14 protein-coding genes are annotated in these 13,577 nt (G+C 59.9%); 6 read left to right on the forward strand and 8 right to left on the reverse strand.

Going from position 1 to position 13,577, the window contains the following annotated elements:
• Positions 1 to 129: 129 nt before the first annotated feature.
• The 3 genes from BLR72_RS14140 to BLR72_RS22490 form a co-directional block, all read right to left on the reverse strand.
• Positions 130 to 393 carry a hypothetical protein gene (locus tag BLR72_RS14140; protein WP_091949639.1) on the reverse strand — a complete coding sequence of 88 codons (264 nt, stop codon included), beginning with the start codon at positions 391 to 393 and terminating at the stop codon, positions 130 to 132.
• Positions 394 to 835: 442 nt separating this feature from the next.
• Entirely contained in the window at positions 836 to 1,420 is a 585-nt protein-coding gene (locus BLR72_RS14150) for a hypothetical protein (protein ID WP_139202535.1), read from the reverse strand.
• Positions 1,421 to 1,499: 79 nt separating this feature from the next.
• Entirely contained in the window at positions 1,500 to 1,793 is a 294-nt protein-coding gene (locus tag BLR72_RS22490) for a hypothetical protein (RefSeq protein WP_175492365.1), read from the reverse strand.
• A gap of 194 nt (positions 1,794 to 1,987) precedes the next feature.
• Between BLR72_RS22490 and BLR72_RS14160 the strand changes: the two genes are divergently transcribed.
• The 3 genes from BLR72_RS14160 to BLR72_RS14170 are packed head-to-tail and all read left to right on the forward strand — an operon-like array spanning position 1,988 to position 5,134.
• The gene (locus BLR72_RS14160) at positions 1,988 to 2,665 is read left to right on the forward strand and encodes a response regulator transcription factor (RefSeq protein WP_027230246.1); all 678 of its coding nucleotides are present in this window, start codon (positions 1,988 to 1,990) and stop codon (positions 2,663 to 2,665) included.
• A complete protein-coding gene (locus tag BLR72_RS14165) occupies positions 2,652 to 4,040 on the forward strand; it encodes a sensor histidine kinase (protein WP_091949649.1) in 1,389 nt (462 codons plus the stop codon). Before BLR72_RS14160 ends, BLR72_RS14165 begins: the two co-directional genes overlap by 14 nt.
• A complete protein-coding gene (locus tag BLR72_RS14170) occupies positions 4,037 to 5,134 on the forward strand; it encodes an ABC transporter substrate-binding protein (RefSeq protein WP_091949652.1) in 1,098 nt (365 codons plus the stop codon). The genes BLR72_RS14165 and BLR72_RS14170 overlap by 4 nt, the downstream gene beginning before the upstream one ends.
• Here BLR72_RS14170 and xseA read toward each other — a convergent pair whose 3' ends face one another.
• A complete protein-coding gene (xseA, locus tag BLR72_RS14175; protein ID WP_091949655.1) occupies positions 5,135 to 6,721 on the reverse strand; it encodes an exodeoxyribonuclease VII large subunit in 1,587 nt (528 codons plus the stop codon).
• Positions 6,722 to 6,830: 109 nt separating this feature from the next.
• Here xseA and BLR72_RS14180 point away from each other — a divergent pair, with 109 nt between their 5' ends.
• On the forward strand, positions 6,831 to 7,421 hold the full coding sequence (locus BLR72_RS14180; protein WP_091919661.1) for a DUF2585 domain-containing protein: 591 nt from the start codon (positions 6,831 to 6,833) through the stop codon (positions 7,419 to 7,421).
• Between the two features lie 8 nt (positions 7,422 to 7,429).
• Here BLR72_RS14180 and BLR72_RS14185 read toward each other — a convergent pair whose 3' ends face one another.
• Positions 7,430 to 8,386 carry a LysR substrate-binding domain-containing protein gene (locus tag BLR72_RS14185; protein ID WP_027230241.1) on the reverse strand — a complete coding sequence of 319 codons (957 nt, stop codon included), beginning with the start codon at positions 8,384 to 8,386 and terminating at the stop codon, positions 7,430 to 7,432.
• A 197-nt stretch (positions 8,387 to 8,583) separates the two neighbouring features.
• Between BLR72_RS14185 and BLR72_RS14190 the strand changes: the two genes are divergently transcribed.
• On the forward strand, positions 8,584 to 8,871 hold the full coding sequence (locus tag BLR72_RS14190; RefSeq protein ID WP_091949657.1) for a DUF1127 domain-containing protein: 288 nt from the start codon (positions 8,584 to 8,586) through the stop codon (positions 8,869 to 8,871).
• A 109-nt stretch (positions 8,872 to 8,980) separates the two neighbouring features.
• Here BLR72_RS14190 and BLR72_RS14195 read toward each other — a convergent pair whose 3' ends face one another.
• Together BLR72_RS14195 and BLR72_RS14200 are read right to left on the reverse strand one after the other, a co-directional pair.
• On the reverse strand, positions 8,981 to 10,015 hold the full coding sequence (locus BLR72_RS14195; protein ID WP_091949659.1) for a DUF937 domain-containing protein: 1,035 nt from the start codon (positions 10,013 to 10,015) through the stop codon (positions 8,981 to 8,983).
• Between the two features lie 119 nt (positions 10,016 to 10,134).
• The gene (locus BLR72_RS14200; protein WP_091949662.1) at positions 10,135 to 12,153 is read right to left on the reverse strand and encodes a BTAD domain-containing putative transcriptional regulator; all 2,019 of its coding nucleotides are present in this window, start codon (positions 12,151 to 12,153) and stop codon (positions 10,135 to 10,137) included.
• Between the two features lie 166 nt (positions 12,154 to 12,319).
• Between BLR72_RS14200 and BLR72_RS14205 the strand changes: the two genes are divergently transcribed.
• Complete coding sequence (locus BLR72_RS14205) at positions 12,320 to 12,562, forward strand: YjiS-like domain-containing protein (RefSeq protein WP_091919655.1); 243 nt, start codon at positions 12,320 to 12,322, stop codon at positions 12,560 to 12,562.
• A 58-nt stretch (positions 12,563 to 12,620) separates the two neighbouring features.
• Here the strand turns inward: BLR72_RS14205 and BLR72_RS14210 are convergent, their stop codons facing one another.
• The gene (locus tag BLR72_RS14210) at positions 12,621 to 13,559 is read right to left on the reverse strand and encodes a phosphoribosylaminoimidazolesuccinocarboxamide synthase (RefSeq protein ID WP_091949664.1); all 939 of its coding nucleotides are present in this window, start codon (positions 13,557 to 13,559) and stop codon (positions 12,621 to 12,623) included.
• Between the last annotated feature and the right edge of the window lie 18 nt (positions 13,560 to 13,577).

Here is a 13,577-nt window from a genome sequence, read left to right on the forward strand (position 1 = left end):
CACATTTTGTGCCACAAGTAGAACAGAATATCGGCAAAAATCAAACAAAAACAATAATCAACGATTGCCGGGGAAGCCACCCGACCGTACCATTCCCCCTCTAAAACTATCGTTGCTGAAAAATCTGTCTCACTTGCCGCCAAAAGTCGGTTCGATCTTAGTGACCGCCAGGGTCTTGCGTTGCGCGTTCTGAACCGTTTCTCCGATTGGATAAGTCCAGAAATCACCGGCTTGCGCGCAGTCGGTTTCTGAAGGAGCGGCCCCGGTTTCATCCGCCGCCAAGTTCTTCAAATCGAAGTTCAGGTATTTTGCGACAAGCTTGGAATAGTCATCATTGGCGTCGGCAACGACGCCGTAATCCTTGGATTGAGCCAGTTTGACGGCAGCCAGCATTTTGGACGAGGTGTCCTTGCAAGGGAACGTAAGGACCGATGGCTGGTTTGGCGCTGGTCACAATGAATCCGGATTTATCGGCATCGTATGTCCACTTGGCCGCGAGGCCGATCGATATGGGCGGGATTGGCCGGCCCGGAACGGAACATTCGTCCGTGGGTTCGGGCGCAATCTTGGTGACCTCCAACGGTATTGACGGTCCGACGGGCAGATGAAAAATTGAACGGTGGTCGCGCTGGTTTCGAAGTAGCCGCGTTCGAGGTTGCCCTCGGTGTGAACAGCGAACTTACGTTTTCCTATGGCAGCAAAGGTCCCCGCTTTATAGGTGGAGAAAAATGTCTCCCAATCCTTGCCCGCAATGTTGTCCTGCGCCAAGGCGCTCGTACCAAGGAAGGCGAATGTCGAGATCGCAAGGAGCACGGTCTTCATAGCTTGAACTCCCTTAATGCAAAAAACCAGTCCCGTCGTTCGATTGGACCAGAAGCAAGCCCTCCGTGGGCGTCGCCCGGCATACCGCATAGGTGTATTTGTCAATCGTAAGGATGTGCAGCAGCCCCGTTTTGCATCGCTCAAAACGAAGCGCGGTACTTGCTGACATTTCAAATTCATATTTGGAGAAGGGCGCCTTGAAGCTTACCCAGGCGGTGTCGCCGCTCAAGACCTTCTCGCTACGCTGATCCGCCGCAACCTGGGCGATCTTGTTGATCAGCAATCCCGCCACGAAAACCCCGATGATCATTATGACTGCGAGACCGCTTCGCGTGGCGACTACGGACTTTAGTTTGGCATCACTTAGTGCGAGCAGCGCCGCAATCGCCAGTCCAATCGATGCAAGGAGAAAAACCGGATTGGAAAACACGTTGAAGGAATGAGAAAGCACGATTGGAATCGGCAGATCGACCTCGTGCACCGAGATCGAAAATTTTGCGAGGTAGGCCGATAAATAAGCGATGCCCGCGAAGTAGGCCAACACAAGCGGGGCTGTTGCCGCGATGACTTCCAGTATTTTCTCGTTCAGTTTGTCCAAATCTTCGGACCCTTCGCCGGAAACACGTGGCAAACCTAATTGTCAAAACCTGCGAGCGTGTGACGCTTCATGCCTGCAGTCAGCACGAACCGGAGGGCGTGCTACCTTGGCCGGTCGTGCATGGGTCGCCATCGTGGCCACGTCCCTTGCCACTGTTTCCGCCGCTGCCGCCTTTTCCGCCTCCAGAGCCACCGCCGCCGCCTTTGCCGCCGCCTCCGCCGCCCCCACCACCACCTCCTCCGCCCCCGCCGCCACCGCCCTTAGCAGCAGTGATCTCGACGGCATAGCCGCATGCGAGGATTGCGCCGGCGATGATCAACACGCGGCGCGACAGATGTGATTGGCGTGAATGTTCGTCGGATGTCTTTCCCATGATCCCCTCCAGTTGACGGATGATCCGGTGAAAGCCTGTCCCTCAAGACCTCCATCAGAAGCAGCATCCGAGCCCGTCATTATGGACCGCAATTTCGGGAATGCATGTTGCTCTATCGGGCTACACCGATGGGACAGTTCACCGCCTCGTCATAATGTTTGCTGGCACTCGTGTTTCGTGCCAATGAAAGCGCCATGCGTATATTGCTCGTAGAAGACACGCGCGATGTGGGGGAAGCCATCTGCAAGCGTTTTGAGGCGACCGGCCATGCGGTCGATTGGGAAACCAATGGGCGCGACGCAGCCGAGATCATCGACTTCACCGACTATGCGCTGGTCATCCTCGACGTGATGCTGCCCGGTATGAACGGCTTCGAGATTCTCAAGCATATCCGCAAGTCCGGCAATGCGGTGCCGGTCCTTGTCCTGACCGCCCGCTCAGAGATCGACGATCGCGTCGGCGCGCTTGATCTCGGCGCCGATGATTATCTGGTCAAGCCTTTCGATTTTCGCGAGCTCGAAGCGCGTGCGCGCGTTCTTATGCGGCGGCGCACCGGCGGGGAAGCAACCAATCTCATCAAATGCGGCGATATCGCCGTCGATCGGGCCGCGCGCTCCGTCCATGTCGGCAAGCGCGAAGTTCAACTCAAACGCCGCGAATTGACCTTGCTGGAAGTGCTCGTGGCGCGTCCTGGCCGCGTTTTCAGCAAGGATGAGTTGCTCGATCAGATTTTCGGGTTCGATGAAGCTGCCAATGCCAATGCGATCGAACTCTATATCGGCCGGTTGCGCAAGAAGCTCGAAGGCGCAAAGGCGCGCATCGTGACTGTGCGCGGTCTCGGCTACCAACTGGTTTCCGATGATGCGCCGTGAACCGTCGCTTTTTGCCCGACTTGCCCGGCGTATTTCCGTCGTTCTCGGCATCGGCGCGGCCTTGCTCGTGACTGCCGCCTGGTACTATGCCGAAACGGCCGCCAACAAGGCCTACGACCGCCTCCTCGTCGGCGCCGCGCTGCAGATGTCCGAGAGTCTTGCTGTCGAGGACGGAATATTGACGGTGCGCCTGCCGACCTCGGCTTTCGAACTTCTCGGCCTCGCCGAACGCGACCGGATTTTCTACCGCGTCATCAATACGCATGGTGAGACGCTGACCGGTTATGACGACCTCGAAAGCCCGGTTCCGCTCGATCGCATCGACGATGTATCGAACGCTGAGGAAGGGTTCTACAAGGGCGAGCCCGTCCGCATTGCCAGTGCCAAGCGCGTCCTTGCGGACCCCGCGGTGTCAGGCGAGGCTTTTGTCATCGTTGCGCAGACAAACGAGGCCCGCTCGGCGCTGACTCGGGAATTGACGCTCCGCGCGACCATTCTCGTGCTCGTCATGAGCCTCCTCGCCTTCGTCGGCGCGATGCTGGCAATTCGTTATGCGCTGCAGCCCGTCGAACATCTCGGCACGGCGGTGCGGCGGCGCGATCCGCATGATTTGACACCCGTTACCGTCGATGTTCCGCGTGAACTCGATCCTTTCGTCGGGTCGATCAATCACTTCATGGGTCGTCTTAACGAGCGTGTCGATCTCTTGCAGCGCTTCATCGCTGATGCCGCACATCAGATCCGCACCCCGCTGACAGCGCTTTCGGCGCAGATCGACCTCCTTGGCGGCGACAAACTCGACAAGGCCGGGCGTCAGCACTACGAACGCGTGCAGGAGCGCGCGGGGGAACTGGCACGCCTTACCAATCAATTGCTGAGCCACGCCATGGTCATCCACCGGGCGGATTCTGTGCAACTTGAGCCGATCAGTCTGGTTGATGTGGCGCGGCGCGCTTATCGCGCCGCCATCCCGATCACCGTCGATCCGGATATCGTCATCTCCTTCGAAGCCCCCGACGAGCGTCCATTTGTCCTTGGCGACGCGGTGAGCCTGCGCGAAGCGATCGTCAATGTCATCGACAACTCCTTGCGGCACGGGGCCAAACACCTGCTGGAAGTACGCGTTCGCGCAAACGATGCCGAGGCTTTCGTCGAGGTCGAGGATGACGGGCCGGGCATTCCCCCGGAAGGCTGGGAAAGGGCGACGCAGCGCTTTGCTACCTCCAAGTCACACGAAGGAAGTTCGGGGCTCGGCTTTGCCATAGCACTTGAAGTTGCCAAGGCCCACGGCGGCACGTTGAGCTTCCGTGCACGCGACGAAAGGGGATTTACGGTGATACTTGCGCTTCCGCTTTTGAAGGGTGGTACATCATGATCCGGATAATCCTCGCAAGCCTCGTCGTCGCCTTCAGCGTCTCGCTTGCGAAAGCCGCCGACGACGACAAGACGGTGTTTCCGGCGAGCGGCGTGGAGACAGGCCGTTTGACGATCTATTCGACCACCGATCTCGTGGCGATGAAACCATTGATCAAGGATTTCCAGAAATCGTCGCCGGGCATCACCATCAACTATATCGAATACCTGACCAATGAGCTGAATTCGCTTGCGAGCGAGGCCTGCCGCAAGGGCGAGCCGCTTGGCGATCTACTCCTGTCTTCCTCGGTGGATCAATTGGTCAAGCTTGCCAATGACGGCTGCGCGACGGCTCACCGGTCACCAGAAACGGCACGGGTTGCAGAATGGGCCAATTGGCGCGACGAGGTTTTCGGCTTTACCTATGAACCGGCTGTTTTCGTCTACAACAACCGGTTGGTACCAGCCAACGAAGTGCCGCGCACCCACGTCGAACTCGCGGACCTTTTGCGCGAACGGCTCGACTACTATCGCGGGCGCGTCGGCACCTATGATATTCGGTTGTCGGGTATCGGCTATCTTCTTGCTTTCAACGATGCGCGCCAGACGACAACCGTTTTTGGCCGGCTGCTCGAGAGCATGGCGCGTGCTGCGGCGGTGGCGCGTTGCTGCACCGGCGAAATCATCGAGGAAGTCGCCAAGGGCAATCTCTATATCGGCTACAACATGCTGGGGTCCTATGCCTATGAGGCGGCCCTGCGCCATCCGCAACTGCGCATCGTCGTGCCGCGCGATTATACGCTGGTTCTCAGCCGTGGCGCGCTCATCCCGAAAGCCGCCAAACAAGCCGAACTTGGCGCACAATTTCTTGATTTCTTGCTTTCCGAACGGGGACAGGCAATCGCGCGCAGCAACGCCTTCTATTTTACGGAAACCGGTGGGCTGCCGCCCGATGTCGACGGGCCGCAGAATATGAAGGAGTCCGGCATCGCCCAGCCGATCCGCATCGGCCCGGCACTGCTTGCGGTGCAGGATCGCGCCCAGCGCCAGCAATTTATCGACGATTGGTCACGATCACTGATCGAACTCAATAGTCCTGACTGGACGCGGGAATAGTCAGAAAAGCGAGCCCTGCGAGCCGCTTGGCACCGGCGGCTTCTTGGCCGGGGCAGGGGCAGGCCGTTCGGGTTTTGGCTTGGCCGGGCGCTCGCTTGCCTCCGTGGCGACGGCCTGCACGTCGCCGTCCTGAAAACGTAGCGTGAGGTCATCGCCACCGGCAATGTCCAGTGCCCGCTTTATCGGAGCACCTGAGGGGTCGAGCACAATCGCAAAGCCGCGTTCCAGCACGCTTGCATGCGATAGCGTGCGCATCAGCCGTTCGAGTTCAAAACTTTTCCGGTTGGCGCGGTCGAGCCGAAGATCGATCGATTGACCAAGCCGCCGGTCCAGTTGCTGCAGATGCTGGCGTCCGCGCTCCGTCCGGCGCCCCGTCGCTTCGATCGAAAGGCGGCCAGTCCGTCGGTGATAGAGCGCCCGAAGATCACGCACGAAGACATCGAGTGCACGCGGCAAACGAACAGCGAGTATGCCGGTCTCGCGCCGCTTTTCGCGGAACCTGTGTTGGAGCAGGCGCGGTGACAATTGCCGGGCCCGCCCGTCGAAATGAGCGCGTTTCCCCTGGGTGTTCGCCTGGAGCGCGCGGGAAAGACGCGCGGCGGTCTCGTCGAAATGCCGTCGCGGCAAAGCCAGCAACTGATCCGCCGACGGCAACGCCCGCGAAAGGGCGCGCTGCGTTTCGCGGCGGCGGTTCAAATAGCGCGACATGCTTGAGGCGAGCCGCGCACCCATCATGGCGATGTGCGCCGCAAGGTCTGCCTTTACCGGCACGGCCATCTCCGCCGCGCCTGTCGGTGTCGGCGCCCGCACATCCGCGGCAAGGTCGATCAGCGTCCAGTCGGTTTCGTGCCCGACCGCCGAAATGACCGGAATGCGCGAGGCCGCGACCGCACGCACCACCGCTTCATCGTTGAACCCCCAAAGGTCTTCAAGGCTTCCACCGCCGCGCGCGACGATAAGCACATCAGGGCGGGGCAGGGCGCCGCCGTCCAACCCGTTGAAGCCATTGATCGCATTGGCAACTTCCACGCCGGAGGTCTCGCCCTGCACGCGGACCGGCCAGACCAGGACGTGCAATGGGAAACGGTCGGTGATCCGGTGGATGATATCGCGAATGACGGCGCCCGTCGGTGAAGTAACGACGCCGATCATGCGCGGCATGAAGGGGAGGGGCCGCTTCGCCGAAGCATCGAACAGGCCTTCTGCGCCGAGCCTGCGCTTGCGCTCTTCGAGAAGCGCCATCAGCGCGCCGGCACCCGCTGGCTCCATCTGCTCGATGACGATCTGGTATTTGGAGGATCCCGGGTAGGTGGTCAGTTTACCGGTGGCAATGACTTCCATGCCCTCTTCCGGCTGGAAGCGAAGGCGGTTCATGGAACTGCGCCAGATCACCGCCTCGATACGGGCCTTGTCGTCCTTCAGCGAAAAATAGGCATGACCGGACGAGTGCGGTCCGCGATAGCCGGAAATCTCCCCGCGCACGCGCACGTGGCCGAAAGCATCTTCAACGGTGCGCTTGAGCGCCCCGGATATCTCGGAGACGGTATATTCAGCGGCATTGGTGGCAGATTCGGGCACTTCGCTCATGACGTATAACTATCGGGGCCAGAAACAAGGTCAAGTCTTGCCCAACCATCGCTTGCGCCATTGTCAGCCGACGCGATATCGCCTTTAACTTGGGAAAAAAGGAATCGTCATGTCAGCAACAGCCTCCCTAACCGCCAAGCGACTGAAATTGCGCCATTATCTGCTAATCGGAGCGCTGATGATCGCTGCCGCTGCCGCGATCCTTTTGTGGATGGGCCGCAATCCGATCTGTACCTGCGGTACAATTAAGCTGTGGGTGGGCGAGACGAACTCGTCCGACAATTCGCAGCACATCGCCGATTGGTACACGCTGTCGCATATCATTCATGGCTTCCTGTTCTACGGTCTGCTTTGGCTTGTCGCCCGCAGGACGCCGCTTGGGGCGCGGCTCTTGATCGCAATTCTGATCGAAGCGTCCTGGGAGATATTCGAGAACACCGACATGGTCATCAATCGCTACCGCGAGGCCACGATTGCTCTCGGCTACGTCGGCGACAGTGTCCTGAATTCCGTATCCGACATCCTGTTCATGGTCATCGGCTTCTTTTTTGCGGCCCGCGCGCCCATCTGGCTGACCGTGGTTTTGGCGATCTTCTTCGAGCTTCTGGCTGCCTGGGTGATCCGCGACAACCTCACGCTTAACGTCTTGATGCTGCTTTATCCCCTCGACGCGGTCAAAGCCTGGCAAGGCGCAATGTAAGCGTCTACTTACCAGCCCGGCGCGAGTTCCGTGGCGCGCACCTGGCGCAGTCGCTGGTTCGCAAGGATCGGAGCCGCGGCCTGGGTCAACGTGACCGGCGTCGGCATCGACAGGTTGTCGAGGCTCTCCACGATATGCTGGGCCAGGGCATCTACGATCGCCGAGGGCTTGGTATGCCCGCGCATGATGCCGATGCCGAACTCCGGCAACCGGCCGAAACCATCGGCCTCGGTCAGGACGCGCATGCCCGGACGCAAGGCACATTCCGGCAGGATGGAGACGGCAAGGCCCGCAAGGACGGCTGCAGCCAGCACGGTTGCCGACCAGCTGGTAAAGAGGATGCGGTAGTCGTGGTTCATCCGGTCGAGAACGTCGATAGCGGCAGCACGCCAGATGCAGGTCGGCCGGCCGACTGCGAGCGGCAAAACCAGCTCCTCGTGGACATTGTGATGCGCGGACGTTACCCAAAGTAATTGCTCGCTTCGCACCACTTCCGATCGCCGCTGTTCGTCGCACTGGGTGACAAGTGCAATGTCGAGCTGGCCCTTGCGTATCATCTCGTCGAGATTGACGGTGGGCTCGCATACGACGGACAGTTCGACCCGCGGGTTGGAGCGCGAGAAGCGCGCCATGATTTCGGGCAGGAAGCGATCGGCATAGTCGTCGGGCGTGCCAATGCGGATATGACCCTGCAACTGCGTATCATCAAAAGCGGCGATGGTTTCATTGTTGAGCTGGAGCATGCGCCGCGCATAGGCGAGGAGGCGCTCGCCGTCCTCGGTCAGCCGGTTCGTGCGCCCATCCCGTTCGAACAGCGCCTTTGCGACCCGTTCTTCGAGGCGGCGCATCTGCATCGAGACCGCGGACTGTGTCTTGTTCACCTTGTCGGCGGCTTTGGTGAAGCTGCCAAGGTCGGCGATTGCTGTAAATGTCTGCAACTGGTCAAGATCGAGCGGTGCGTTCATGGTCGTGCTCCCAGGCGGCTCATCCATCATTATTATTGAACGTTTACATTAAAAACATTCGTTTGAATAATCAATTCTTATGGATCATTCTGAGGATGTTCAGGAAGCGCTGGCAACGATAGGCCAAGCGTGATGCGTGGGAATGGTTCCTGCGCGGTTTAACTTTCTTGATCAGCGCCACCAAAGGAGTAACGGCGATGACGACGACGACCAGATTGACTGAAGTAACCGGTTCCACCCGCCCGACCGCAGGATTTGCGTCGCAAGTGGCCAACTTTGTCACCCGTATGATCGTCGCTCGCCGCAATCGTAAAACGATTTTGAGCCTTGGCGAATGGAGTGACGAGATGCTGCACGACATCGGTGTCACCCGAGCTGATCTGCATTCGGCTATTGGTACCTCACTGCTCGATGATCCAAGCGAACGCTTGGGCGCGCTGGCTGACATGCGCACACGCGTGCGCGCCGCCCGCAGCATCGTCTGAGGACCTGACTGGTTAGCAGGCGCCCATTCACGCCGGAATCCCCTCCCGGCGCCTCGCCTGCCTACTGCCCGGCCCACCTTGCATCTGCAACGTGGCCGGGCTTTTTCTTTTAGCGGCTGCGGTCCATGCCGCGCAGATACTGGTCGAATATCGACTCAAGTCCCTTCTGGTACTGGTCGTTCGCCTGTCGGCCGGTGTCGAACATCTGGCCCAGTATGTCTTTCAGCGGATTGTCGGACGGCGCCGGCGGCGCATCGGGATCCGGCTGCGCCTGCCTCTGCCTTGCCTGCGGTTGCGGCGGTGGCGTGCCGCGCGGGGTACCGCCGCCCAGCATCTCCTCGAAAATCTTGCCGAGCGGATTGTCGCCAAAAGGATTTTGCCCTTGTGCGGTATCCTCGCTTCCATCGTCTTGCGGCGCGCGGCTGCGTGGTGTCGGTGCCTGCTGGGCGGCACCCGGGAGGCCACCTTTCATCATCTCTTCAAATATCTGGCCGAGCGGATTGTTTCCAAGCGGATTGGCCGATTGTCCCTGTCCCTGCTGACCGGCAGTGCCGCCGCCGAACATGCCTTCGAGGATCTGGCCCCAGGGATTTGCCGAGGCGTCGGGCGCGCTCTGGCGATTGGGGGCCGGCTGACCTCCGCCCATGGCAGCCCCACCCTGCCGCATCATCTGCTCGATGAGATCGCCGATGACATTGCCGCCGCCGAGCCCTGAAGCTGCGAATTGGCCGGTTGATTTATTGTAAAGTCCACCCATCATCATCGAAGCGATGACCGGCAGCATCTGCCTGAGCGTTTCCGCTCCAAGCCCTGTCATCTGCGCCGCATGGTCGGCGACAGCGCGCGACAAGTCTTTTGAACCAAATAGCTGGCCAAGAATATTATTGCCATTGGCGACGCCGGACGAATTGAAGGCGGCCTGCGGATTGTCGAAATAATTAGTGTGCTGGCCGGCGGAAAGTGCCTGAATGAAAGCGCCGAAGCCCATCGGGTCGGCGGCGTTCCGCTGCAGGCCTTGCGAGAATGCCGGCATCAGCGCTTGGATGGCAGCGACGGTCTGCTGTTGGGACAGGTTGAACTGGCGGGATAGCGCCTCGATATTCTGGCCCCCTTGTCCCTTTAGAAACATGTCTACAAGATTCATGGCGGCGATCCTCCTTCGCACTGGGCTGGGCAGAGCTTAGCGCCGCCAAGGACAGACTCCAATGCTTTATTCGTGTTCGACCGAGCGACCTTCGTCGTATGGAAAAGCGCCTCTGCGCCCTAGTCGGGTAAACCGGCAATGCGCAGTGCCTCTATATACCTGTCTCCATCATCTGGCCGCCGGAACGGCGGTAGTATCTCGGCGAGGTTTGAAATACGCAGCGTTGGATCGAATGCGCACAGGCGAGCAACCATTTCCCGCGCTTCGGCAATCCGCCCCGCCTTGGCGAGGCCGGCAGCCGCGACGCGCATTGCACTCGGGTAGTTGGGCTGATGCCGCATCGACTTTCCCGCCCAGACGGCGGCCTCGTCATAGCGGCCGGCACAAAAATGCGCGAGCCCGACATTGAACTGCCAGGCAAACAGGCGCGGATCGAACGGGCTGAGGCGCATGGCAAGCGAGGCGTGCTCGATCGCCGCTTCCGGCTCGCCCAAGCAAATCTTGATCCAGCTGCTGACGCCAACGGCGGCGGCCAGATGCGGATTGAGAACGAGCGCCCGCTCGATGCATGCCGCGCTGGTGTCAAGATCACCGCTGACATAGCCAAGAACATATCCGCCATAGGAAAGCGCAATCGCGTCATCCCAGCCGAGTTCGACCGCGCGCCGGGCAAGCCTGGTCGCCTCGGCGGTTTCCTGCGCGCGGTCGATCATCCAGCCATTGCTCTTTCGGGTCGCATAGCAGCGCGCCGCCCGCGCATAGGCCACGGCGAACTCCGGGTCGCGCTCGATTGCCTGCATGAAAAGGCGCAGGGCCTCCTCAAGGGACGACTTGTTTGTGATTGTCCGGTCAAAGGCAGCGAGCCCCCGCAGGTAGTAGTCATAGGCGTCAAGGCTTTCTGTAGGCTTGCGCTTGGCACGCTCTATTTCGGCCTCCTCGACCTTGGGGGTGATGGCGCCCACGATGCTTGCGGCGACCTGGTCCTGCAGATCGAAAACGTCCGCCAACGTCCCGTCAAAACGATCGGCCCAAAGGTGGGCGCCCGTCGATGTATCTATCAACTGCCCGGCAATGCGCAATCGGTCGCCTGTCCGCCGCACGCTGCCTTCAACCACATAGCGCACGCCAAGCTCGCGTCCGACCTGCTTTATGTCTACGGCCTTCCCCTTGTACATAAAGCTGGAATTGCGTGCGATAACATAGAGATGGCGGAACTGGGCGAGGGCGATCGTGATATCTTCGACGATGCCGTCGGCAAAATATTCCTGCTCCGGGTCTCCGCTCAGATTCTGGAAGGGCAAGACAGCGACCGACGGCCGGTCGTGAAGCGGGGTCGAAACGGCCGGCGCCGGCGGCTTAGGCCCAGTGGCAGCGTTGGCCTCGGGTGCAGTCAGCGGAAGGTCGCCTGCCTTGCCCGCCTGCAAGGGAGCCGCAAGCGCGGTCGTTTGCGCCTCTGGTTCTGCGCCGAGGTGCTTTTTCAACAGGGCCTTGCATAATTCAAACTGGCGTAAAGCCGCGTTTTCGTGGCCGCGCAGCGTATGTATCCGCATCAGTGCTCGATGCGCAGCTTCTGCGGTTGGGTCCGACGCCAGCAGTCTTTCCGCAAGCCCTTCGCAGGCGGTCTCTTCCGGGGAGCCAAGCTGAGACAGCGCAAGACTGAGCCGTTCCACCAGCTGTTGCGCCTTCTGCTCGTATTTGTTCTGGTGGGGTCCGAACCACTCGTCCATGCCATCCGGAAGGGCTTCCCCCGCAAGCATCTCCCCGCGGTAAAGGTCCGCGGCGATCGCAAGATCCGAGGGGCGGTCCGATTGCAATTTGAGGTCGAATATGGAGATGTCCGTTTGGTCGGGATCGACGATCAGGGCGACCGAATCCTGATCTCCGTCGATATAGGCAGTGGCATGCTCTCCGGGCGGGAAAGACCGCCGGATGTCGACAAGCGCCTGCCGCAGGCTGTTGCGAGCTTGCCCGTCGGCTCGTCCCGGCCAGAAGAGTTCAGATAGCTGATCGCGGCGATGGCCGCGGCGGCCAGCGAGGACGAGGGCGGCGAATAGAAGCGAAGTCTTGCGCGTTGTGAAGCGGACTTGCCGGTCATCCGGTGAGGTAACTTCTAGGCCGCCCAGCAACCTGATGCGCACAGATCATCTCCAGTTTATTGACCGCATTCGCAGAATAACATTCCGATGCCAGGATTTAACAGCGATTTAGCGCTATTGCGCGCCTCTTTCACGCGCCGCCGAACAGCCGCAAAGCGCGCCGGTGCCACACTCCCATCTGCAAACATGCAAAAAGGGAGATTGAAAAATGGCTCACACGGAAACCCACATCGGCCGCGCCCCGACTGAAACGCAGGTATGGGGGACGAAGCTCAACATCGTTGCAACAGCGATTGCTGCTTTCAGGAAGCGGAGGCAGGCCCTCGCAGCCCGAAGAGTTCTCGCCGAACTGACGCCCGAACAACTAAACGACATGGGTCTGCCGCAGGCCAATCACCCGGCGCTCGATATCAAGGCGGCTCTGATCACCAATCTTATGTCTATGCGATAACTTGGATCTCGAAGTATTTGGTGCGGGGTTCGATATTGGTGGAAGCCCTTCGATTATATCAAAAGAACCGCGCCAGATTACCGCGAATACGCTCGAGCGGATCGATATCGGCGCTGCCGGGGTCGAAGGTCCTGTTGGTGATCGTTTCGTAAGCGTGGATGTAAACCTTTGTGGTCGCGTCGATCACGTCTTCCGGGATTTCCGGGATATCGTCCTTGTAAGGATCGCAGCGTTCGACCACCCAGTTGCGCACGAAATCCTTGTCGAAGCTCACGGGCCGCTTGCCTGGCGCATAGCTGTCGGCAAACCAATAGCGGCTGGAATCGGGTGTGTGGATTTCATCGGCGAGCAGAATATTGCCCGCTTCATCCATGCCGAACTCGTATTTGGTGTCGGCAAGGATCAGGCCCCGGCCGGCAGCGATTTCCTGGCCGCGGGCGAATAGCTTGAGCGCGTGGCTGGAGACGGTCTCCCACTGGTCTTGCGTGAGAAGCCCTTCAGAGAGGATCGCCTCGGCTGTCAGAGGCTCGTCGTGTCCGCCGTCGAACGCCTTTGATGTCGGTGTGATGATCGGCGCTGGAAGCTTCTCATTGTCCTGCATGCCGTCTGGCAAAGTGAAGCCGTACATTTCGCGCTTGCCAGCCTTGTAAAGCGTCAGGATCGACGTGCCGGTGGTGCCGGCGAGATAACCGCGAACCACGATCTCGACCGGCAGGATCGTCAGCTTGCGGCAGACGAGCACGTTCGGATCCGGATATTCGATCACATGATTGGGGCAGATATCGGCGGTCTGCTCGAACTGGTAGCGCGCAGTCTGCGTCAGCACCTGGCCCTTCAGCGGGATGGCCGCAAGAATGCGGTCGAAGGCGCTGATGCGGTCCGTGGCAATGATGATGCGCCGGCCATCGGCGAGGTCATAGTTCTCGCGCACCTTGCCGCGGTAATAGTTGGGCAATTCGGGAATATAGGCTTCCGCCAATGCTTTGAACTTTGCCATGGTGTCAGAAATTCCGCT

It is taken from the genome of Phyllobacterium sp. YR620 (assembly GCF_900104165.1).
GTDB lineage: Bacteria > Pseudomonadota > Alphaproteobacteria > Rhizobiales > Rhizobiaceae > Phyllobacterium > Phyllobacterium pellucidum.

What these genes read in the sequence shown, in the direction of transcription:
- BLR72_RS14190 (WP_091949657.1), top strand. Translation starts at nt 8,584, where the DNA reads ATGACGACGACGACCAGATTGACTGAAGTAACCGGTTCCACCCGCCCG.
- BLR72_RS14185 (WP_027230241.1), bottom strand. Translation starts at nt 8,386, where the DNA reads ATGAACGCACCGCTCGATCTTGACCAGTTGCAGACATTTACAGCAATC.
- BLR72_RS14180 (WP_091919661.1), top strand. Translation starts at nt 6,831, where the DNA reads ATGTCAGCAACAGCCTCCCTAACCGCCAAGCGACTGAAATTGCGCCAT.
- BLR72_RS14170 (WP_091949652.1), top strand. Translation starts at nt 4,037, where the DNA reads ATGATCCGGATAATCCTCGCAAGCCTCGTCGTCGCCTTCAGCGTCTCG.
- BLR72_RS14160 (WP_027230246.1), top strand. Translation starts at nt 1,988, where the DNA reads ATGCGTATATTGCTCGTAGAAGACACGCGCGATGTGGGGGAAGCCATC.
- BLR72_RS14210 (WP_091949664.1), bottom strand. Translation starts at nt 13,559, where the DNA reads ATGGCAAAGTTCAAAGCATTGGCGGAAGCCTATATTCCCGAATTGCCC.
- BLR72_RS14195 (WP_091949659.1), bottom strand. Translation starts at nt 10,015, where the DNA reads ATGAATCTTGTAGACATGTTTCTAAAGGGACAAGGGGGCCAGAATATC.
- xseA (WP_091949655.1), bottom strand. Translation starts at nt 6,721, where the DNA reads ATGAGCGAAGTGCCCGAATCTGCCACCAATGCCGCTGAATATACCGTC.
- BLR72_RS14165 (WP_091949649.1), top strand. Translation starts at nt 2,652, where the DNA reads ATGATGCGCCGTGAACCGTCGCTTTTTGCCCGACTTGCCCGGCGTATT.
- BLR72_RS14205 (WP_091919655.1), top strand. Translation starts at nt 12,320, where the DNA reads ATGGCTCACACGGAAACCCACATCGGCCGCGCCCCGACTGAAACGCAG.
- BLR72_RS14140 (WP_091949639.1), bottom strand. Translation starts at nt 393, where the DNA reads ATGCTGGCTGCCGTCAAACTGGCTCAATCCAAGGATTACGGCGTCGTT.
- BLR72_RS22490 (WP_175492365.1), bottom strand. Translation starts at nt 1,793, where the DNA reads ATGGGAAAGACATCCGACGAACATTCACGCCAATCACATCTGTCGCGC.